Origin of the sequence: Lentilactobacillus fungorum (assembly GCF_016860605.1) — a bacterium.
Lineage (GTDB): Bacteria > Bacillota > Bacilli > Lactobacillales > Lactobacillaceae > Lentilactobacillus > Lentilactobacillus fungorum.
In genome coordinates, this window is sequence record NZ_BNJR01000011.1 from 22,753 (window position 1) to 42,842 (window position 20,090).

At 41.6% G+C, this 20,090-nt stretch carries 18 protein-coding genes; 12 read left to right on the forward strand and 6 right to left on the reverse strand.

What is annotated here, in order from left to right:
- Positions 1-170 precede the first annotated feature (170 nt).
- From YK48G_RS05480 to yaaA, 6 genes are all read left to right on the forward strand, one after another.
- Positions 171-1,310 (forward strand): NADH-dependent flavin oxidoreductase, encoded by a 1,140-nt coding sequence (locus YK48G_RS05480; protein WP_203629724.1) that lies wholly within the window; start codon positions 171-173, stop codon positions 1,308-1,310.
- A gap of 116 nt (positions 1,311-1,426) precedes the next feature.
- Complete coding sequence (locus tag YK48G_RS05485) at positions 1,427-1,792, forward strand: hypothetical protein (RefSeq protein WP_203629725.1); 366 nt, start codon at positions 1,427-1,429, stop codon at positions 1,790-1,792.
- Positions 1,789-2,100, forward strand: coding sequence for a hypothetical protein (locus YK48G_RS05490; RefSeq protein WP_203629726.1), 312 nt, complete (start codon positions 1,789-1,791; stop codon positions 2,098-2,100). Before YK48G_RS05485 ends, YK48G_RS05490 begins: the two co-directional genes overlap by 4 nt.
- A 223-nt stretch (positions 2,101-2,323) precedes the next feature.
- Entirely contained in the window at positions 2,324-3,739 is a 1,416-nt protein-coding gene (locus tag YK48G_RS05495; protein ID WP_203629727.1) for a DHA2 family efflux MFS transporter permease subunit, read from the forward strand.
- A 138-nt stretch (positions 3,740-3,877) separates the two neighbouring features.
- Positions 3,878-4,594, forward strand: coding sequence for a sulfite exporter TauE/SafE family protein (locus tag YK48G_RS05500; RefSeq protein WP_203629728.1), 717 nt, complete (start codon positions 3,878-3,880; stop codon positions 4,592-4,594).
- Between the two features lie 247 nt (positions 4,595-4,841).
- On the forward strand, positions 4,842-5,594 hold the full coding sequence (yaaA, locus tag YK48G_RS05505; protein WP_203629729.1) for a peroxide stress protein YaaA: 753 nt from the start codon (positions 4,842-4,844) through the stop codon (positions 5,592-5,594).
- 124 nt (positions 5,595-5,718) lie between these two features.
- Here the strand turns inward: yaaA and YK48G_RS05510 are convergent, their stop codons facing one another.
- Entirely contained in the window at positions 5,719-7,089 is a 1,371-nt protein-coding gene (locus YK48G_RS05510; RefSeq protein ID WP_203629730.1) for an MFS transporter, read from the reverse strand.
- 21 nt (positions 7,090-7,110) lie between these two features.
- A complete protein-coding gene (locus YK48G_RS05515; protein ID WP_203629731.1) occupies positions 7,111-8,658 on the reverse strand; it encodes an alpha-N-arabinofuranosidase in 1,548 nt (515 codons plus the stop codon).
- 244 nt (positions 8,659-8,902) lie between these two features.
- Here YK48G_RS05515 and YK48G_RS05520 point away from each other — a divergent pair, with 244 nt between their 5' ends.
- The 4 genes from YK48G_RS05520 to YK48G_RS05535 all read left to right on the forward strand — a co-directional run bounded on the left by YK48G_RS05520 (position 8,903) and on the right by YK48G_RS05535 (position 13,434).
- Entirely contained in the window at positions 8,903-9,796 is an 894-nt protein-coding gene (locus tag YK48G_RS05520; RefSeq protein WP_203629732.1) for an ArsR/SmtB family transcription factor, read from the forward strand.
- A 263-nt stretch (positions 9,797-10,059) separates the two neighbouring features.
- The gene (hisC, locus tag YK48G_RS05525) at positions 10,060-11,175 is read left to right on the forward strand and encodes a histidinol-phosphate transaminase (RefSeq protein WP_203629733.1); all 1,116 of its coding nucleotides are present in this window, start codon (positions 10,060-10,062) and stop codon (positions 11,173-11,175) included.
- A gap of 13 nt (positions 11,176-11,188) precedes the next feature.
- A complete protein-coding gene (locus YK48G_RS05530; protein WP_203629734.1) occupies positions 11,189-12,448 on the forward strand; it encodes an MFS transporter in 1,260 nt (419 codons plus the stop codon).
- Complete coding sequence (locus YK48G_RS05535; protein ID WP_203629735.1) at positions 12,445-13,434, forward strand: NAD(P)-dependent oxidoreductase; 990 nt, start codon at positions 12,445-12,447, stop codon at positions 13,432-13,434. The genes YK48G_RS05530 and YK48G_RS05535 overlap by 4 nt, the downstream gene beginning before the upstream one ends.
- 196 nt (positions 13,435-13,630) lie before the next feature.
- On the opposite strand, the gene aldA is transcribed toward YK48G_RS05535, so the two are convergent.
- The 3 genes from aldA to YK48G_RS05550 all read right to left on the reverse strand — a co-directional run bounded on the left by aldA (position 13,631) and on the right by YK48G_RS05550 (position 18,344).
- Complete coding sequence (aldA, locus tag YK48G_RS05540) at positions 13,631-15,106, reverse strand: aldehyde dehydrogenase (RefSeq protein WP_203629736.1); 1,476 nt, start codon at positions 15,104-15,106, stop codon at positions 13,631-13,633.
- 664 nt (positions 15,107-15,770) lie between these two features.
- Positions 15,771-16,892 (reverse strand): NAD(P)-dependent alcohol dehydrogenase, encoded by a 1,122-nt coding sequence (locus YK48G_RS05545; protein WP_203629737.1) that lies wholly within the window; start codon positions 16,890-16,892, stop codon positions 15,771-15,773.
- A 273-nt stretch (positions 16,893-17,165) separates the two neighbouring features.
- On the reverse strand, positions 17,166-18,344 hold the full coding sequence (locus tag YK48G_RS05550) for an NAD(P)-dependent oxidoreductase (protein WP_203629738.1): 1,179 nt from the start codon (positions 18,342-18,344) through the stop codon (positions 17,166-17,168).
- A gap of 86 nt (positions 18,345-18,430) precedes the next feature.
- Here YK48G_RS05550 and YK48G_RS05555 point away from each other — a divergent pair, with 86 nt between their 5' ends.
- Positions 18,431-19,060: an LbetaH domain-containing protein gene (locus YK48G_RS05555; protein WP_203629739.1), complete on the forward strand. Its 630-nt coding sequence runs from the start codon at positions 18,431-18,433 to the stop codon at positions 19,058-19,060.
- An 87-nt stretch (positions 19,061-19,147) separates the two neighbouring features.
- Here the strand turns inward: YK48G_RS05555 and YK48G_RS05560 are convergent, their stop codons facing one another.
- Positions 19,148-19,306 carry a hypothetical protein gene (locus YK48G_RS05560; protein WP_203629740.1) on the reverse strand — a complete coding sequence of 53 codons (159 nt, stop codon included), beginning with the start codon at positions 19,304-19,306 and terminating at the stop codon, positions 19,148-19,150.
- A 132-nt stretch (positions 19,307-19,438) separates the two neighbouring features.
- Between YK48G_RS05560 and YK48G_RS05565 the strand changes: the two genes are divergently transcribed.
- Positions 19,439-20,032 (forward strand): zinc ribbon domain-containing protein, encoded by a 594-nt coding sequence (locus YK48G_RS05565; protein ID WP_203629741.1) that lies wholly within the window; start codon positions 19,439-19,441, stop codon positions 20,030-20,032.
- Positions 20,033-20,090: the final 58 nt, after the last annotated feature.

Genomic DNA, 20,090 nt, shown 5'->3' on the forward strand with positions numbered 1-20,090 from the left:
CCCTCCGTTTCAATGTAAAACTTGTTTTACATTTACAGTAAAACATCTTTTACATATTATGTCAAATTGATTTTACATTTTTAATCAGTTAACCACCAATTTAACCACTAACTTATATAGCTATGCTAGAATGAAAACGTAGTTATTTTTACTTATATGGAGGTTTTGCAATGACCAACTACCATTTTTTCAAACCTTACACGCTGCGAAACGGCGTGACAATTAAGAACCGGCTTGCCATGTCACCAATGACCGAACAATCCAGCTTTGAAGATGGTTCGATTACCAATGACGAAATTGCCTATTATCGCCTTCGAGCTGGTGGTGTCGGGATGATGATTACCGGCTGTGCTAACGTTAACGATCTCGGCAAAGGCTTCGAGGGCGAATTGAGCGTTGCCAATCGTAAAATGCTTCCTGGATTGACGCGCTTAGCCAATGCGATGAAACTTAATCACACCAAAGCTATTTTGCAAATTTTCAGTGCTGGCCGGATGAGTAATTCCAAGGTCCTTCGCGGCAAGCAACCAGTGTCTGCCAGTGCCGTTGCCCCACTGCGGCCAGGAGCCGAAACGCCTCGTGCGTTGACCAATGAAGAAGTTGAACAAACCATCAAAGACTTTGCCAGTGCAACTCAATTAGCAATTGATGCCGGCTTTGACGGTGTCGAACTTCACGGCGCTAATACTTATCTAATGCAACAATTCTTTAGCCCTCATTCGAATCGACGCACCGACAAGTGGGGTGGCACGCTTGAAAAACGGATGAACTTTCCTTTAGCAGTGGTTGCCGTTTGTGCTGAAGTGATTAAGCAGCGCAAGCCATCGTTTATTTTGGGCTACCGGATTTCACCAGAAGAACTCGAAACGCCTGGAATCCGGTTGGCGGATACCTTGGCACTCATTAAGAAGCTCAACGACACCCCCATTGACTACCTTCATATTTCTTTAGCCGATGCATTTGCCAGTTCAATTGTCGACCGTGATGACCACCAGCCGATTTTTGAGAAAATTAAGCCAATTTTAGCGCCTGATTTACCACTAATGGTAGTTGGTCACCTGGCAACCCCTGCCCAAGTTGAAAAACTGATGGCCGCCGGTGTCGATTTTGCCGCCATGGGCCGTGAATTAATTCGCGAACCAAAGTGGGTTCAAAAAGTTGAAGCTGGAGACGAAAAGGCCATTCGTTACACCTTTTCACTGCGCGATTTGGACGAATTAAAAGTTACCCCACCGCTTCTTAACTTCTTGATGACCGCCTTTAGAAAGGGGTTCCCACTCTCAACGGATGACGAGCAGCTTAAACTTTAAGGAAATTTATTTGAAGTTACGTGACTCATCCCATTGATCGATTCCCAGAACAAACTTCGATACATTACTTGACCTTCGAACGTACGTTCCTATACTAGACATAGGAGGTGCTGCTGATGATTCGAAACGTTCCCAGGGACCAATGGCTTTACCCTGATCGGGGAATGATCAAGTGGCTGGGGTACTTTTTAAGTGACCACACTCAGGACATGACGGACAAAAAGATAGCCGAAGCCCCAACTATTCGCTTACCCCAACAAGATGCCAAAACAATTGACAAACTTCTACAAATAAGCTGGCGGAATGCCATGCAAATAACCCTTCAACTGAATGCCGATGGTTATCTTAACGTTTGTAATCTTGACGGAATCGTTATTGGCGCTTACGATCAATCCATTTATTTTCAAACCGATAAATTAATAACGATTAGCGTGGCCGATATTCGTCACGCATCACTGAAAAAAGGAAGGCATACAGATTGAAAGAAACGTTTACCGCACCATGCACTGATAATGCCATTACCATTATGGTCGATTCGATTAACAACCAATACCTAGCACTACGGCGGGCATCGCTAGACGTCGCCCCGCTGGATTCCGTTCAGGTCACCCTGACTGATGAACCGGTTGACGGTCACGCTTACTACGAAGTTGCCAACTTTAAAGTAGAAGCTAGCGGCAAGTTGCAAGATTATGATTTACGGCCGGGTGATTACGCCGTTTATCGGGCACTTCCTGGTGGCACTCCAAGTATGGTCGTTCAACTAGTCAATCCAATCGATAAAAAATAAACGAATGGTATAGTCAACCTCATCAATTAAGAATTTCCGAATGATGCTTCGATATCATTCGGCTTTTTTATTACGAAGTCAACTCGATGACGGTCGGCTCGCGATGATAACTGTACTTGCGTTTTCTAAATTCGTTTTGACTTACTTATCCATAATCTTTAAACTATTTAAAGGCCCGTTTTTTTAATTTAGCGGCCAAACTACATAATCGGAAGTCTTGTTAATGTCAAAACAAATTAAATTATCGCTATTTATTATGATCTTCGGTGCCTTTTTTGGCATCCTCTGTTCAACCCTGATGAACGTTGCCTTGCCCACCTTCATGCGGGCATTTGCAATCTCATCGTCCACTGTTCAGTGGGTTAGCAACGGCTACATGCTGGTGAATGCCATCATGATTCCAGTCAGTGCCTATCTCACCAAGAAATTCACGTTTAGATCTTTGTTCATTGGATTTAGTACCATTTTTTTATTGGGAACGATTTTTGGCGCTATGGCCCCCAACTTTTTAACCTTAATTATCGGTCGAATGATTCAAGCAGTCGGCTCGGGGATGATGATGCCCTTAGTAAATATCTTAGCTATCCGTTACGCTGCTCGAGGCAAACAAGGCGCGGTAATGGGCCTTGTTGGCTTGGCTTTTAATTTCTCGCCAATCATTGGCCCCACCCTTTCTGGGGTGATCCTGGATTATTTTTCTTGGCGTTACTTATTTATTTTTGTTTTACCATTTATTATCGTTGATCTCATTTTAGCAGTTATCTCACTGCCCCTAGTCCCAACTAACCAAGAACCTCAATTTAATTCGTTGGGGCTAATCACCATCAGCTTAGGATTATTGGGATTGCTTTGGAGCTTTTCAAATATCGGCCAAGCCGCGCTGACTAACATGATCGTCTGGCTGCCATTTATGGTTGGCGTTTTGCTAATCACGGCTTTTGTCATTACCCAGCAACAATCCGATCACCCCTTTGTGAATTTAGTGGTTTTTAAAAACACGCAATTTACAACTGCGACTTTGGTCAATTCACTCATCGTTTCAACAATGTATGGCAACACCATTCTCTTGCCCCTACTCATCCAAACCATTATGGGAAAAAGTGCAATCATTTCAGGGCTGGCACTATTGCCGGGAGCGCTGCTAACCGGTGTCATGTCGCCCATCAGCGGCCGTTTATTTGATCGCTATCCCGTTCGGATCATTGTCACCACTGGTATTTTAATTGATTGTTTCGGAACGATGATGCAGGCGTTCATTGACGTTAACGCTTCGGTGATCATGCTGACGATGGGGCAAACAATTCGCCAACTCGGTTTAGTGTTAATCCTAATTCCCATTCAGACTCAAGCGCTGGCCTACCTGCCAAATAACTTAATTTCAGATGGTGTTGCCGCGTTTAACACCCTGCGTCAAATTGCCGCTTCTTTTGGTACGGCCATTATCGTTGCGACCATTAACATTGCCAGTCAGGTATTCAGCCAACACCCCAACCATCAACAGATTGGCATTCAAGCGGGTTTTACGATGTGTTTGCTTTTTCTAATTATCGCATTGTTGGTTTCTAGAAAGCTGTACACCACCCATTCACATACGCCTAAGGCTCGTAAACACAAGCAGCCGACTTTAGCAAAGGTTTAGCTAACTTATTAAAGCGTGACGCCAAATAAAAAATAGGCATATAAACGCTTGCCCATAAGCCAAAAAGTCATGGCTAAGGGGCTTCTCAGTCTGGCTCTTAACTATCTAGCCTCGCTCACTTTTACAAGGAGATTTACAATGACGACATTATTTTTAGTTTTGTTACCAGCAATCTTGGCCGGTATCGTTCAAGGCATTACCGGTTTTGGTTCAGCCATCGTGTTAATGGTCTTTTTACCAAGTATTTTGCCAATCCCCCAAAGTGCCGGCGTGGCCTCGCTCATTATGTCGGTGTCAAACCTCATGTTAGCATGGCGCTATCGACACAGTATTCACTTCAAGCGCGTCATTTTCCCGTTTATCATTTACGCAGGGGTCGCATTTATCGCGCTTAAATTAGTGAATACGATTGACGTTCATCTGTTAAAATCAATGTTGGGTGGCCTGCTGGTTGCTTTATCACTTTATTTCTTACTGGTAAAGGCTAAGGTCCGTCATTATCCCATTTACGTGGCGATTATTTTTATGATCGTTTCCGGCTTCTTCAATGGCCTATTTGGCATTGGCGGACCGCTGATGGCACTATACTTTCTGTCATTGGCCGACACCAAAGAAACTTATCTAGCCAGCATTCAAACGTTTTTCTTAATGGATCAACTTTACGTGACTTCTGTTCGGTTCTATGACGGCATTTTAAGCGTCAATGATATTCCGTTAATCTTACTTGGCATTGTTGGCGGCATTATCGGCACCATGATTGCAAACCGGATAACGACTCACATGAATATCCAAATGATTCAAAAATGCGTCTTTGTTCTAATTGGGATAAGTGGGTTGTTTTATTTATTTCAGTGACCACGTTTAAGAACAGCTACACCAAGCATCGACCTAGTTGATAGGGTCCTTAACCAAATACCGGGATTCTTGGTTTGCCACCCATTACCTAGCCGAAATGCATGCCACCAGGCCGAAGTTTGTGTATAAGTAGCTTTCCCAAAAGTCCCAAGCCTGGAGGATTCCGTGAAAAGAGACTTATGCGTCGATTTCTAATCGCCTAGTTCCACACGCTGCGTTGCTCATTTTTAGTTTGAAGGAGCTTTTTATGAAAATCATTATTTCGCCAGCCAAGAAAATGGTCGTCAATCAAGATGATTTTGACGTCCTCGATATGCCACTTTATTTGAATCAGGCCCAAGAACTGTTAAAGGCCATGCAGCAATTAAATTATCAATCGGCCCAAAAGTTATGGCAAACTAGCGATCAATTAACCAAACTTGCTTATAACCAGTTGCAGCAAACCGACCTAAATCACCAATTAACCCCAGCAATTCTTGCTTTTTCCGGCATTCAGTATCAATACCTTGCGGCTGACTTGTTAAGCGAACCGGCATTAGCTTATCTTCAAGCAAACTTACGGATTTTATCCGGTTTTTATGGGATTTTGAAACCATTTGACGGAATTGTTCCCTATCGCTTGGAAATGGGTGCTAAATTAGCCGTAGCTGGCCAAAAGAATCTTTATGATTTTTGGGGTGATCAGCTTTATCAAGCATTAGGTGCTGGCCGTGAGCCAATCGTTAATTTAGCTTCCAAAGAATACGCCAAAGCTGTAACCCCGTTTTTAAAGCTCACCGATCAATGGATTGACGTTGATTTTGTCCAAGAAGTCCAAGGTAAATTCAAGACAAAAGCTACCCTGGCTAAAATGGCTCGCGGTGAGATGGTCCGGTTTATGGCGGAAAACCAGATTACCACTATTGCTGGGCTGAAGGGGTTTGATTCACCAGATTATCGGTTTAGTGCGGCGAATTCGACGGAAACTAAGTTGGTGTTTGTGAGGCAAAATAAAAAATAAATTAAGTAGCTTGGAATACATGCCTCTTAATACAAATTGAAATCTTTACTTTAACGACAAAAAGCTCCTCCTTGCAATTTGAGGTAGGAACTTTTTTGATCACACCAATACCAGTCAATCATACTTATTCGTGTCTTGCTGCCAAATCACGCATAATCTTTGGATACTTCTTATCAAGATTGTACATTAAGAGCAAAACAATCTGGGCGATATAAATAACAACTGGAATATAAATAAACAATTGATAAATGGCGCCAATTGCGCTTGATGACTGAGTTGCCAGCGTTCCATTGTAATGACCCCAAGCAAGAACCCAGCCAGTTAATGCAGTTCCAAGGCCAACACCAACTTTTTGTCCCAGACTGCCACCACTATAAAGAAGTCCTTCAATTCGAACGTGGGTCTTCCATTCACCATACTCAATAGTATCAGGGAACATTGCCCAAACACCACCAAGTAACGGTGCTTGACCAAAGCCTTTAATAATTTGAGCAGTCATCACAACCCAGAAATTATCTGGAGCTACCAAAGTGAAGAAATACCCCACAATACTGACCAAAGATCCGGCAATCATGACTTTAGTTTTGCCATATTTAGAAAATAGTTTTGCCATAATTAGGAAGCCAACCAGAACCGGTACAAGATAGCCGATGGTTAACACCCCAACTAATCCATCGTTATGCAAAATATATTTAGCATAATAAATCGTACTACCTTGGTTCAAAGCATAGCCAATACTGTAAATGATGAAGAAGATCGTTGCAATCCACCAATATTTATTCTGAAAGATTGCATGTAAACTGGTTTTCAGCGGAATCTTTTCAGAAGCAGCGGATACCTGAACTCGTTCTCGTTGCGACTTAAAGACAATCATTAACAAGCCGACCGAAATGATTGAGAGAATCGTGTATGTGATAATCCAACTGACTTGTTTGTTACCAAAGAAATTAACCATTGGCATCGTTGCATTAGTCACGATCAAGACACCAATTTGAGCCATAAACATCCGAAATAGATTGAACTTTTCCCGCTGATGCTGATCACGAGTTACCAAAGAATTCAATGTCCCATAAGGAATGGCAATTGCGGAAAAGGCAATCATTAACAGGTTGTATGACAGGAAAATATAAATAATTTTCCAAACCTCTGTCCAGCTGGCAGGAACGGCAAAAATCGAAATGGTTAGGATGGCAAATGGCAACGCACCGAATAACAGCCACGGTCGTGTTTTACCCCAACGACTGTGCGTTTTGTCCACCAAGCCACCAACAACCACATCAATAATTCCATCAAAGGAACGTGAAAACAACATCAAAGTTCCGATAATTCCAGCTGATATGCCAATGACATCTGTATAGAAAAATACAACAAACATCCCAAGTGAAGCAAACGTAAAGTTGATCGCCATATCACCAAAACCAAAGCCTACATAGTCCGTAAATCCTAGCTTTTCCTTAAATGAAACAGCGTGTTGAACACCTGCATTACCTTCCATAACTTTTTACATCTCCAATCATTAGGCGTCAACATCACAATTAATAACGTTCCAAGAAGCTTTTGGAAGCGAAAGATCCGCAATATCACTTGAAGGGGTTATCGTCTTTGGTACAACTTTATTTGGATTTTCAAATGTATTGGTAGCTTTCAATTCATCTCCGGTAAAGACAATTTGTTCTTTGGGTGTGATCTTGCCAAATCCATCAAATTTCAAATCTAACTTGGCTTCATTTTTTAAATCGTTATTTAAAGCAAAGATATGCAGCTGCTTCTTTTCTTTGTTATAAACTGTTGCCGAGGCAACCACTGGTAAATCACCATAATCGGTTGATTGTGTATCTCCAGAGACTTTTGCTGATAAGACAGTCCCCCTGCCGTATTTAGATAACAGTGCAAATGGGTAGTAGATCGTTTGCTTCAGCAAGTTGCCATCTTCATCAGTCGTAATTGGTGAAATCACATTGAGTAATTGTGCTAAGCAAGCAATTTCAACTTGATCAACGTTGTTTAAAATGGTGATTCCTAATCCACCAACGGTTAACGCATCTAACAATGAATATTTCTCTTGTAAGATAGCTGGGTGTTCTTCCCACTTTTTAGCATCGGTTAACACAAAGGTTGTCATCCCATTAAGGTCGTCCAAGTTATCAATCTTAATATCTTGCATATTCCAAACATTCCACTCATCTAAGCAAATCTTGATGTCCTTATTTTTGTATTTTGGATCCTTTTGTAACGATTTGGAATAAGCAAGGACGTTCTTAGTGTTCTTAATATGATCGTCTAGTTGCTTCCATGATGATAAGAAGTTCAGTGTTCCTTGACCCGAATTCATGTTGTAATTATGGGTTGAAATGTAGTCCACATATGGATAGAGATCCTTCATAATGGTCTCGTCCCATTTCAAATAAGTTGGCAACATTTCATATGAACTGCCACAGGCAACCAGTTTGATACTGTCATCAACCCACTTCATCATCTTGGCAGCTTCTCGAGCTTTCTTGGCATAATCTTCTGCTGACATGTGTCCGGCTTGCCAATCGCCTTCCATTTCGTTACCAAGGCACCAATACTTGATGTTATATGGCTTTCGATGACCGTTCTTAATTCGAAGGTCACTCCAGTAAGTGCCATGGTCGTGATTGCAGTATTCTACTAATTCAGCCGCGGAACGAATGTCACCTGTCCCCAAGTTAACTGCAATCATTGGTTCAATGCCAACTTCTTGCGCCCATTGACAGAAGTCATCAATGCCAAACGTGTTTGGCTCAATACTCGACCAGGCAAAGTCCATTGTCTTGGGTCGTTTATCTTTAGGACCAATCCCGTCCTTCCAATTGTAGTTAGAAACAAAATTACCACCAGGATATCTGATAACGCCTAAGTTCAAATCCTTAACCGCTTTTTTGACATCTTTACGAAAACCATTCTCATCTGAAAATGATTTATCAGGATCATAAATGCCGCCATAAATTGAACGGCCTAAATGTTCAGTAAATGAACTCCATACTTTTGGATCAACGTTTCCTAATTCAAATGACTTATCATAACTGTAAACGGACTTCATATTGAAACTCTCCTTTTTTATTAATTACCTAGGTAAATGTCTTTCTTATCTGTGCGCATTTTTATAGTAGTCCGTTTCTGTTAGCGTTTGCAATACCAAAACGATATTCAATAACATAAATTTTCGCTTGAAATATCATAAAAGTTAATTGAATGTTGTGAATTAATCCACTATACTTGTTTTAGTATCAATTAAGTTACTTGCCAGATTTCAATTAACTGTTTAGTTACTTAAGGAAGGAAAAATGATGATAGTCGATTTAAGCGAAAAATCACTGCCAGTTTATAAAGCGCTAGCTAATCCTGTGAGGTTAAAAATAATTCGAATTCTCTGCCAAAGGCCTTATAGTGTAAAAGCGTTGGCTAAGCAAATTGGCCTTAGCCAACCAATTACACTCCGCCACGTCAATCAGCTTCAAGAAGCTGGAATCGTCCAATTCAAACGCGATGGAAAAAATAAAGTTTCTCATATATGTATTACGGAAGTAAAGCTGGAATTGCCGCAACCAAACAATACGTCACTCTTATCTCAAAGCGCTGACATTCCCGTTGGTTCTTACGTCGATTTTGATGTGACGCCAACTTGTGGTTTAGCTGATATTAATAACTTTATCGGTAACGTTGACGACCCAAAATATTTTATGGATCCTGGGAGATTGAACGCTCAAATTCTGTGGTTCTCGAAAGGTTTCGTTGAATACAAAATTGGTAATTATTTATTTGCTAAAGACCAAGTGCAAATGCTGACATTGTCTGGTGAATTTGGTTCTGAAGTACCATTATCCAACCCTGACTGGCCGTCGGATATCACTTTCACCCTTGATGGTCACGAGTTAGCGACTTGGACAAGCCAAGGTGATTTTGCTGATACCCGTGGAAAGTACACGCCCCGCTGGACACCGGAAGAATTTAACCAATATGGAACCCAAATCACTATTTTGGTTTCCGACACGGGAACTTGGATTGGCGGGTCTAAGGTCAGCAATCTGACCATCGCTGATTTATTACCATTGCCAAGAAGAATGGACCTGAAAATTGAAGTCAAAGATAACGCTCAACACGTGGGTGGCTGTACAATTTTTGGCAAAAAGTTTGGTAATGTTGATCAGGATATGAGGTTAACCTTGTATTACAAATAAGATTATTCAATGTCCTATAATCGGGGCAACTTCTATTCGCAAAATAATACTATGCAAAGGAAAAAAGAGGCGATCATGACCTCTTTTTATTTCGCACAAAAAGCCTAAAGTTACGTTTCTTATATATAATTAATCCGGCAAAACTTGTTCACGTTAATGTTATATAAGCTAACATTCTCTGCTTTCCTTTTTTTCATTATTGGAGTAAAATAATTACTAATCATTTTTTAATGATATTTTAATGAAACGGAGAGTGTTTAAACATGTTTGATAAAACTTATCGTCGTGAGATCAATGACTGTGAACCATACATTGCTGGAGAAACTGAGGATGTTGTTCGCAGAAAATATCATCTTAATAAGGTTGTTAAATTAGGATCAAATGAGAATCCGTACGGCCCGTTTGATCATGCTAAGAAAGCCATGGTGCGCAGTATCGAAACCGTTAACCGGTATCCAGAAGATGATTTTGTCGAAATGAAAGAACTCATTGCAAAACAGTGGGGATTAAGTGCCGATAACGTCGCAATTGGCAGTGGTGCTGGCAATATTCTAGAAACCCTTTCAAAGGAATTCTTAAATGCAGGTGATGAAGTCTTAATCGCTAAGCAGTCTTATCGACTTTACAGAGAGATATCCAAAATGATGGGGGCTAAAGTAATTGAAATTCCCTTAACAGACGATTTTCAGTTTAATTTAGATAGTTTTCAGAAACATATTAGTGATAAAACCAAGCTCATCTGGATCTGTAATCCCAACAACCCAACGTCAACAGTAACTGATGCCAAAAAACTAGATCAATTCATTAACAATTTACCCGATCATGTCTGGATTATCGTTGATGAAGCTTACGCGGATTTTTCAAACAAAGAAAATCTGCCTAACTTTATTAAATATATTGGTAAGAAAAGAATCATTGTTGTCCGAACTTTCTCCAAGTTCTTTGGATTAGCCGGGGCCCGTTTGGGATATGCCTTGGCTGACACACAGGCAATCAACGGTTATGACACCGTCACGGAACCCTTCAGCACTAACCGGATGGTGTTAGCTGCGGCGAGTGCATCACTCAAGTTTGATAAAGAACAAATCCAAACCACCCGCGAAAAAATCATCGCTTCAAGAGAGAAGCTTACTAAGCGTTTGACAGAGATGGGCTGTCAAGTTGCCCCCTCTGAAGCAAACTTTATCTTTGCGAAACTTCCTGATAATTTTGAGAACGCAACCACCGTTTGTGAAAACTTAATGAAACAAGGGGTTATCGTTCGGGACTGCACGCCTTGGGGCTATTCAGATTCAATTCGAATCACAATTGGCACATCTAAAGAGTTGGATTTCTTCTTAACTAAGTTCACTCAACTCACCACAACGGTCAACGAATAGAGGTGTTCAGCTTATGACGAAAGTAAAGCAATATATGCTTTTGCTACTCTTGGGAATGGCGGGCGGAACCATTTATGATTTTCCCTATATCAAATACATCTTTTATAACCAAATGTTGACATCGATGCACATCTCAAATACCCAACTTGGCCTATTGACCTCAATTTACGGAATCGGATGCCTCATTCTATACATTCCTGGCGGCCTACTCGCTGATAAGGTCAAGTCAAAAAATGCACTAATCGCCTCCCTAATCGGAACCGCAATCTTAGCAGCCGTGTTTGGTTTGACGTTAAACTTCGTTGTCGCCATCATCGTGTGGGCATTACTTGCCTTTAGCTCCGCATTCGTTTTTTGGTCAGCTTTAATTAAGGCGATTCGAATGATCGGTGGTGAAAATGACAGCGGAAAAATGTACGGGATTTACTATGCGTCTAACGGGCTATCCGCCGCTTTATTGAACTTCTTAGCTATATGGGTCTATGGAAATATCCATCAAAATCCAAAGTTAGCGATGACTGCTGCGGCAGTTTCAATGGCAATTGTCATCGGGATAATTGCGATCCTTCTAACTGTGTTTTTACCAAATGATAATCAGTTAGTTCAGAAAGATGAGGCCCCCAAGTTTAGTGACTTCAAGAAAATCATTTTCAATCCTTCGGTATGGATGATCGCCATCGTCTTCTTTATGACCTATGGATTGTTTTCTGGCGTATCTTACTTAACCCCTTATTTAGCTGATGTGATTGGTATCTCAAATCAAACAAGCAGTATCTTAGGCGTCGTCAGAAACTATGTCTTTCTTCTATTGGCTCCAGTAAGCGGTATAATTGCTGATCGCTTGTTCCACTCAACTTTGCGTTGGTTTACTGTCGGATATGTCATTCTAGCACTATCACTAATTGCAATTTCCCTCTCTTCTTCACTGCCAACGGCCTTTGTGGTGATTCTTTCGCTAATTCCAGGAATTTTAGCGTTGGGATTGTACGGCATTCAATTCTCAATTATTGGTGAAACTAAGATTCCACTTGCTTTGATGGGCGCAACCACTGGCTTTGTATCGTTAATCGGTTATTTGCCAGACATGGTATTGCCAACGATTTTTGGTAAAATCCTTGATTCGCAAAAAAACAATGGCTATCAAACCATCTTTCTGTTACTCGCCAGTTTTGCCATCATTGCCAGTCTCGGAAGTTTATTAATCTATAAGTTAAATCGTGCACGGGATAAAAAACAACAGTTATCGACAATAAAGGAGACGGCAGAACAATGAAGATAGTGATTACAGATACGGCCGAACCGTTAAATCGTGATCTAGCCTATGAAAAAAGAATCATGCGACAAATAGTTGGCGACTCAGCTGATATTGAGACTTATACCTATACTGGGAACCGGGAAGAATTGATCTCCGTTATCCAGGATGCAGATGGGATTCTCACTTCATATCTTAAGTTTGATGGCGATCTTCTCCGCAAATGTCGCAAGCTCAAAGTCATTTCGATTGAAGCCACCGGCTATAATAATATTGATATTGAAGCTGCTAATGAAATGAACACTAAGGTTTGTGTCATTGCCGAATATTGTACTGAAGAAGTATCCGATTACGTGGTACTAAGTGCGATTGCGATGAATAAGCAATTGAAATATTATACCCATGAAACTGAAGATTTGAAACAGTATGAATTTCAACCACCAAAGGCCGTTAAGCGACTAAGTGATTCGACATTTGGCATCATGGGGCTTGGCAAAATCGGCTATCAAGCTGCTAAAAAAGCCCAAGCATTTGGCATGAACGTCATCGCCTACAGTACCCCACATGCCCAAAAGAGAGCAGCAGAGTTGGGAATTCCATTGGTTTCTAAACAAGACCTGTTTGAAGAATCCGACTTCATCGCTTTAACAATGCGTCTAACCCCGGAAAACGCTGGAATCCTGAATCAACAAGCGTTTGAGCAAATGAAGAAATCTCCCATTATTGTTAATATTGCCCGCGGCGTCATGATCGACGAACAGGCACTCCTCGATGCGCTGAATAACGGTCAAGTTCGCGGAGCTGCATTAGATGTACTGACAGACGAATCAGCTAACGGGCTTAAATCCAGCCAATTATTAGGAAGAACCGATGTGATGATAACTCCTCATGTTGCCTTTTATTCCGACCAATCACTTGAGGATTGCCAACGGATTGCTTCCGAAAATCTGGCGAATGCTTTGACACGGCAAACCGACAAGTTGTTCCGATTAGTAAACGCTGAATAATATTTACCCGAAAGAGCATCCCTCGCGTCGTCAGTGACTTTGAGAGATGCTCTTCTATAATGTATAGTGCGAATATATCAATACTTGAATAACATATTCAATAAAAATCCCCGAATAAAAATGAAAAAGGAGGGACCTTTCCACAATGTACTGAAAAGATTCCTCCTTTTCAATTCATTAGATCATTTAAGCTGAGCTAACCTTTCGCATTCTCCGGATGACCCTGCAAGTAAACCGTATGGGTATTCAAGAATTCTTCAATCCCGTGCTTGCCATCATCACCACCGACACCTGATTCCTTCCAGCCAGCATGTGAGCCGTTCATTGCTTCAAAGTTGAACCGGTTAATGTAAGTCTCACCAGCTTCTAGCTCATTAGCTGCTCGGGCTGCCGTATCAATGTTTTGCGTAAAGATTGAGGAAGTTAGCCCATACTTCGTGTCATTAGCCATCTCAATGGCCTCATCTAATGTCTTAAAGGTTAAGATTGGCAAAACGGGGCCAAAAATTTCGTTTTGGACAATTTCTGAATCTTGTTTGACATTAGTAATTACTGTTGGCTCATAGTAGAACCCATTTTTGATGTTCAGTACGTGTCCGCCGGCGGTGATTTTACCACCCGCTTCGACTGCTCGATCAACCATTCCCGACACTTTGTCCAATGCGGCCTGATTGATAAGTGGGCCCATCCCAATGTCTTCATTTTCCATTGGATCGCCAACAGTTACTTCAGCCATCTTCTTAGATAACTTTTCAATAACTTCATCAGCAACGTCTTCTTGAACGTAAAGTCGCTCACAGTTATTGCAGATTTGGCCGTTATTATCGATTCGGGAGTCAATAATGGATTGAACTGCAAAATCAATATCGGCATCCTTGCAAATAATCCCCGGAGCCTTGCCGCCCAATTCAAGTGAAACCTTAGCCATGTGTTCTGCGGCACCGGCCATTACTCGTTTTCCTGAATTAGTGGAGCCAGTTAAGCTGATAATTCCGATTTTGTCATTCTTAGTCAATTCGTCGCCAACGATTGAACCACGGCCAGAAATAATGTTCACAACACCCTTTGGAATTCCGACCTTTTCAACGGTCTTGGCAAACTCAAGCGCTAAGTTTGGCGTATCTGAACTTGGCTTCAATACGATGGTATTACCGGTTACCAACGCCGGCCCCATCTTTCGGGCAATTAAGAAGAACGGGAAGTTCCAAGGCAAGATGCCAGCAGCGACCCCAATTGGTTGCTTGGCAATCATAATATTTTCGTATTTATTATCAGACTGTAAAATTTCGCCTTCATAGGTCCTCGAAGCACTCCCCATGTAGTCAAAGTAGTCAGCTGAAAATAGAATTTCGGTCATCGCCAACGACTTAATTTTGCCTTGTTCTTCTTGAAGCATTTCAGCAAAGTGATCTTTGTTCTTACGGATTTCGTTGGCAACATCGTGTAAATATTGCCCTCGAGTAGCGGCAGGAACTTGCTTCCAAGTTTTCTCAGCTTCATAAGCCGCGTCAACTGCTTCCCGGGCTTCTTCACGACTAGCCTCTGGAACTGTTGAAATCACTTCACCAGTTGCCGGGTTAATGACTGTAATTAAATTGCCTGACTCAGAATCCCTAAACTCACCATTAATATACATTTGGTAATGCTTACTAGAAACAACATTTTGTGCCATAATGAATTTGCTTCCTTTCCATATGAACTATCACGATAATCCATTTACGAACTATAGCAACGGGGAACCGCCATTAACACTAACAATTCAGTTTTTAATATTCCTTCCAGAAACAACAGTCCAATTAAATCCTTATTCGAGCAAATGTTGATTTGACAATTGCCGCTATGCTCATCTTTCGGATGATAGCGCTTTCAATAAAGCGATTTTTAAGTCATTGGGCCACGCTTCCCTTCTATTACGGCTTGTGAATTAAACCAAGTAACAGGCTAGAAAATCCAATCAAACAACTAACTAATTCGATGCTTTCATTTTATTAGAATTTGAAAAATAAACAAGTAATTAGCTTTCTAATTTTCAAGTAGCATTAATCACAAAAAAAACACCCTCAATCTAGCGGTTCCTCAAGGCTATCAGACTAACTTTGCCTTTGAGTATACGTTTTACTTATTGAGAGTGTTTCTTATTTTCTATTAGTTCTTAACCAAACCCAGCCACTTACCTTTTCAGGATCCCCCTGCAGGTAACTAACGTGGGTTCTCAAAATACTTTGATACCATAGCGATCATCGCATCACCGGCACCTAATTTGTGGACACTATTCACGGGTTCACAGTGACGGCATTGATATCGATGATCGACATGACTATTTTGCTGGTACGCAATTATTCACCCGGTTTGTAATCCTGGTCAATCACTAAGACTGGCTTAATGGTCTTGCCGCTAACTGAATCCGCGTTGGCTTGGTTAATGTCTTCAAATTTGTAGAACTTCTCGGTCTTATCAAAGTCAAACATTCCTAATTGATAGAACCGAATCAACCGTGGTACATCAACTTGCGGGATTGAGTCACCCATGTTAACACCGACAACCTTACGATCGCTAGTGCAAAGGTCGTTCCAAGTATCCAAATCAATGTGTTGGTCAGTCACCGCAATCGTAGCAGTGGTCCCACCTTGAGCCAATGCTTGAATCGAGTCTTCCATGACTTTCTTAACGCCGGTGGTATCAACTGCATAGTCCACACCATGGCCGTCAGTCAGATCCTGGATAGCTTTAACGGCATCTTGGTCTTTACTGTTAATTGTATCAGTAGCACCTAATTCTTTAGCTAACTTCAACCGTGAAGGAACGATATCGACAGCGATTACCTTTGTGCAGCCAGAAATCCGGCCAGCCATCATAGCAGCTAACCCAACCGCACCAGTTCCAAAGACCGCAATTGTCGAACCCGGTTCTGGCTTCAAGGTGTTAAAGACGGTGCCACTGCCAGTCACGTAGCCACAACCAAGAGGACCTAATTCCCGTAAGTCCAAATCCTTAGGCACCTTAACGGCGTTCCGTTCGCGCACGACTGTTGTTGTCGTAAACGATGATTGGTCAAACATGTCGGCAACATCATGCCCATTTTCAGTAAAGTGAGCACTCCCATCAGGACGAACCCCTGACAGGTTATTTGCGGCGTAGTTCAAACATTGAGTTGGAATCCCCTTTAGGCAATTAATGCAGTTGCCGCAACCATAAAACGACATCACAACGTGATCGCCGGGCTTGAAGTTCTTAACTTCAGGGCCAACCTTTTCAACAATGCCAGAACCTTCATGACCTAAAATGATTGGATATCCAATTTCGGCGGTTCCTTTTCTCAGTGCTTCGTCTGAATGGCAAATGCCACTGGCAACCATATGAACTTGTAAGTCGTCAGCCTGCATATCAGCTAATTCAACATCATCTTTAATCTCGAAGTTTCCGCCTTTTTCACTAACAACCGCTGCTTTGATCCGCATAATCACATCTCCAGTAAATTTATTTGTTAATCATTGAGCAATTTTAAGAAAAAGAAAAGCCAATCAATTCAGCATTAAGAACCAATAAATGAACCATATCATTAATCTTTCTAAAAAGCTTCATCATCAGCCATTTCCTATAACCGCTTACAACTTCAATTATAAGCGTATTTTTACTAAAATCAACTACGGGTTGGTTTGAATTTCACTTATGATTATTTGGAAATTATTTTAACTGCGTTTAGCTTTTAACTTGTGAAGAATCAGCACAATTTAATGCCAGTTCTCCCAAGTTGGATTGGTTAATAAGCGAACTCGCAACATTTCATCAATCCCATTTAATTCCGCCAGCATTTGATCGGCAGTTTGTTGGGAAATGGCAGTTAGGTCCGTATTGACAATTGTATAGGCATATCCCGCCCGGGTATTGCCCATCATCTCTTTGACTGGAACACCATAATGGTTCACAATATCGTTTACATCAGCCCATAAACTCTCCCGGGCGTACGAAAAGAAGGTCAGCCGCTGCGGACTTGTAAACGGCAAGTCCACTTGCGGAAAATTAACCGACCGCCGAACCGTTCCATATTCCAAAAAATCAAGTAAGTTTTGCAGAATTGTGTTGGCCGAATGAGTTAAAGCTTCAATGGTATTGCCGCCAAGATGCGGTAACAGCGTAATATTTGGATGATTCTGCAGCTCGGCAGTTGGGAAATCGCTAATGTAGCCGGCAATCTCGTTATGATCCAACGCAGTAAGCAATGCCTGGTTATCCACGATATCTCCCCGACCAAAGTTGAGTAAATAAGCAGTGTCCCGCATTTTTTCAAAACTAGCCGTGGATAACATCCCTTTGGTTTCGTTTGTCAGCGGCAGCAATACCACCACAAAATCGGCGACCTCCAAAACTTCATTCAGATCTTCAAATTGCTGGACATGGCGTAAGTTCTTGCGGCTGCGGTTATAGCCAATCACCTGCATGCCCATGTGATAACAGGCATCTGCTAGTCGCTGGCCAATGGTTCCTAACCCCAATATGCCAATTGTTCGGCCATAAAGTTCCTCGCCGATAAAATCGCCACGCTTGGCTTCAGCAGCTTCTTGGAGGCTTTGACCATCAGAAGCGGTTAAATTTTCCGTCATCTCAATGGCTGCATTTAACGGACGAACGCAACGAAACAGCGCTTGAACGATTAACTCCTTAACCGCATTGGCGTTAACACCTGGCGTATTAAAAACAGCTGTGCCATTTTGAGTACAGGCTTCCAAGTTAATCGTATTCACGCCGGTTCCCGCCCGGGCAATGACTAAGAGGCGGTCTGAAATTAAGTGACTATCAACATGAGAACTTCTCACCAAAATCGCATCGGGCGTATCCGTATTGGATTCTTTGAAAACATCGCCAGCAAAGTCGGTGAGGTCAAACCGATCAATCGTTTTTACTTCAAACATTTTTTGAGCTCCTTTTAACTATATCTTTACTAAACATATTATAATGGACAAATAGAAAAAGATCTCGGAGAAAGAGGCATGATAATATGCATATTGATTTCGTTAAATTATCAAAAGACAAGCCAACCATTGGCAAAGGGACACAAACTAAGAACACAACGTTTGGTGAATGGGTAGAAATTGGCAGTAGTAATTTAATCGATAACAGCACCATTGGTGATTACACGTACACCGGCCAATACTGTTTCATTCAAAACAGCGATTTAAAAAAATTCATTAGTATGGCCGCAATGATTCGAATTGGCCCAACCAACCATCCTTACGACCGAGCCGCCCAACACATTTCCTTTTACAATGGCGGCGCCTACGGGTTTGGCCATCCTGACACCGAATTCTTGGAACATCGAAAAACGATTCGGACCACAATTGGCAATGATGTTTGGATTGGCCACGGCGTGATTATCCAAGCCGGCGTGACTGTTGGCAATGGCGCGGTAATCGGTTCTGGTGCAGTTGTCACGAAAGACGTTGCTCCGTATACCATCGTCGGGGGTGTCCCTGCCAAACCAATTAAGGACCGCTTCGCCGATGAAGTCAAGGCTGACTTACAAAAAATTGCTTGGTGGGATTGGTCAAGAGAAGATTTGGAGAAATATTACTTAGACTTTAGACTACCAGTTAACGAATTTATCGATAAGCATTTACCAACTAAATAGCAAATAGGCGTTGTGTTGAAATCATCAGTTTCAATGCAGCGCCTGTTTTGTTGTTGTGAGAATTTGTAAACTTTAACCAATCTCATGTCAATTTTGATTAAGCAGCCGCCTAACTAACCAGCCACCCACAAAGATCAATCCCGAAATGACGACCGCCAAGAGAAACATGTTCTGATAAGCCTGCTGTGCAATATCATAAAATTTTGCTAACACGTTGTCTTGGCTGCCGGCGGTTGAATTTAACAATCTTCGTTAATACGACTTTTTTGCGGACGTGCTTTCAAATTTCATTTTATCGGGAGAATTCTATTTAAGACCGTCAATTTTTGCTATAATTGGTTGGTATACTAACGAACAGTTCATATTGGAGGAACGAACATGTCTGACGAAAAGACCAAGTCGTGTGTTATGTGTGGCAAAACAATCCCGGCATACGCAAATTTTTGCCCCTATTGCGGTGCTAAACAACCTTGGCTTGAAGAAGATGAAGTAAGTGATACGCGTGTCGAAAAAATTTTAAAGTGGTATGAAAAGCCGCTTGGAAAGTTAATCAGCTTAGTTGTCGTTTTTTTAGTCATCCTAGCCGTCGGCAGCTCCTGCAGTCTTCAAGATGGCCCTAGCCACACAAAGGTTGAACGGGAGTTGAATCAGTATTTGTTTAACGCTCAGAAGAAAACGGTCTATGGTAAAGATCCCAGTATTAAAGTTGACAAAAATAAAGGGATTACGATTAAGATCGCTAAGAACAACCAAGCCATTAGAGACCTAAAAAATGGCAAGCCAGCCAAATGGAATGTCTTAGTTAAAAAACTAAAAAACCGTTCTCGGGCCTTCAATGGCGTTTACGCTAACAAGAAATATTCTGATATGAAGGTTAAAACCAAGAAAGTTAAGGGCGGTCCCAAACAAACATTACTGAAAGTTAATTTAGGAAAGGTAACGTATAACGTCGGCGATAAATATGCAAAGTAAGCTGAATCATAACGACAGTCGAACTAAATAGCCCCGCTTGCTTCAAATCCGTGCTATG

Excerpts from the sequence above, each read along its gene's own strand:
- YK48G_RS05550 (WP_203629738.1), bottom strand. The coding sequence starts at position 18,344 with ATGTTTGAAGTAAAAACGATTGATCGGTTTGACCTCACCGACTTTGCT.
- YK48G_RS05545 (WP_203629737.1), bottom strand. The coding sequence starts at position 16,892 with ATGCGGATCAAAGCAGCGGTTGTTAGTGAAAAAGGCGGAAACTTCGAG.
- YK48G_RS05515 (WP_203629731.1), bottom strand. The coding sequence starts at position 8,658 with ATGAAGTCCGTTTACAGTTATGATAAGTCATTTGAATTAGGAAACGTT.
- YK48G_RS05535 (WP_203629735.1), top strand. The coding sequence starts at position 12,445 with ATGAAGATAGTGATTACAGATACGGCCGAACCGTTAAATCGTGATCTA.
- yaaA (WP_203629729.1), top strand. The coding sequence starts at position 4,842 with ATGAAAATCATTATTTCGCCAGCCAAGAAAATGGTCGTCAATCAAGAT.
- YK48G_RS05480 (WP_203629724.1), top strand. The coding sequence starts at position 171 with ATGACCAACTACCATTTTTTCAAACCTTACACGCTGCGAAACGGCGTG.
- YK48G_RS05530 (WP_203629734.1), top strand. The coding sequence starts at position 11,189 with ATGACGAAAGTAAAGCAATATATGCTTTTGCTACTCTTGGGAATGGCG.
- YK48G_RS05495 (WP_203629727.1), top strand. The coding sequence starts at position 2,324 with ATGTCAAAACAAATTAAATTATCGCTATTTATTATGATCTTCGGTGCC.
- aldA (WP_203629736.1), bottom strand. The coding sequence starts at position 15,106 with ATGGCACAAAATGTTGTTTCTAGTAAGCATTACCAAATGTATATTAAT.
- YK48G_RS05510 (WP_203629730.1), bottom strand. The coding sequence starts at position 7,089 with ATGGAAGGTAATGCAGGTGTTCAACACGCTGTTTCATTTAAGGAAAAG.
- YK48G_RS05485 (WP_203629725.1), top strand. The coding sequence starts at position 1,427 with ATGATTCGAAACGTTCCCAGGGACCAATGGCTTTACCCTGATCGGGGA.
- YK48G_RS05520 (WP_203629732.1), top strand. The coding sequence starts at position 8,903 with ATGATGATAGTCGATTTAAGCGAAAAATCACTGCCAGTTTATAAAGCG.
- YK48G_RS05555 (WP_203629739.1), top strand. The coding sequence starts at position 18,431 with ATGCATATTGATTTCGTTAAATTATCAAAAGACAAGCCAACCATTGGC.
- YK48G_RS05565 (WP_203629741.1), top strand. The coding sequence starts at position 19,439 with ATGTCTGACGAAAAGACCAAGTCGTGTGTTATGTGTGGCAAAACAATC.
- hisC (WP_203629733.1), top strand. The coding sequence starts at position 10,060 with ATGTTTGATAAAACTTATCGTCGTGAGATCAATGACTGTGAACCATAC.
- YK48G_RS05500 (WP_203629728.1), top strand. The coding sequence starts at position 3,878 with ATGACGACATTATTTTTAGTTTTGTTACCAGCAATCTTGGCCGGTATC.